The organism is Bartonella phoceensis (genome assembly GCF_902825145.1).
Lineage (GTDB): Bacteria > Pseudomonadota > Alphaproteobacteria > Rhizobiales > Rhizobiaceae > Bartonella > Bartonella phoceensis.
Genome location: NZ_CADEAD010000091.1, coordinates 1 through 238, shown reverse-complemented (window position 1 = coordinate 238; position 238 = coordinate 1). Strand labels below are relative to the sequence as shown.

Genomic DNA, 238 nt, shown 5'->3' with positions numbered 1-238 from the left:
AGCACTACGGATTATACGAGTGTTACTTTTGGCAAAGGCAAAGATCGTGCTCCTGTAGGTCTTCATAATGTTGGGAATGGTCAGATTAATGAGAGTTCACATGATGCGATCAATGGTTCTCAGCTTTTTGAAACCCATAAGACTGTTGCAAACTATTTTGGTGGTAGTACTCAGTATGAGAATGGCCAATGGAAAGCGCCTGATTTCAAGGTTAATGAAATTGGTTCTGATGGCGATG

At 41.2% G+C, this 238-nt stretch carries 1 protein-coding gene; it reads left to right on the top strand.

Annotated features, from left to right (window positions below):
• Positions 1 to 238, top strand: a 238-nt coding sequence (locus J7R07_RS08195) for a hypothetical protein (protein WP_208436349.1), incomplete at both ends; no start/stop codon positions are given.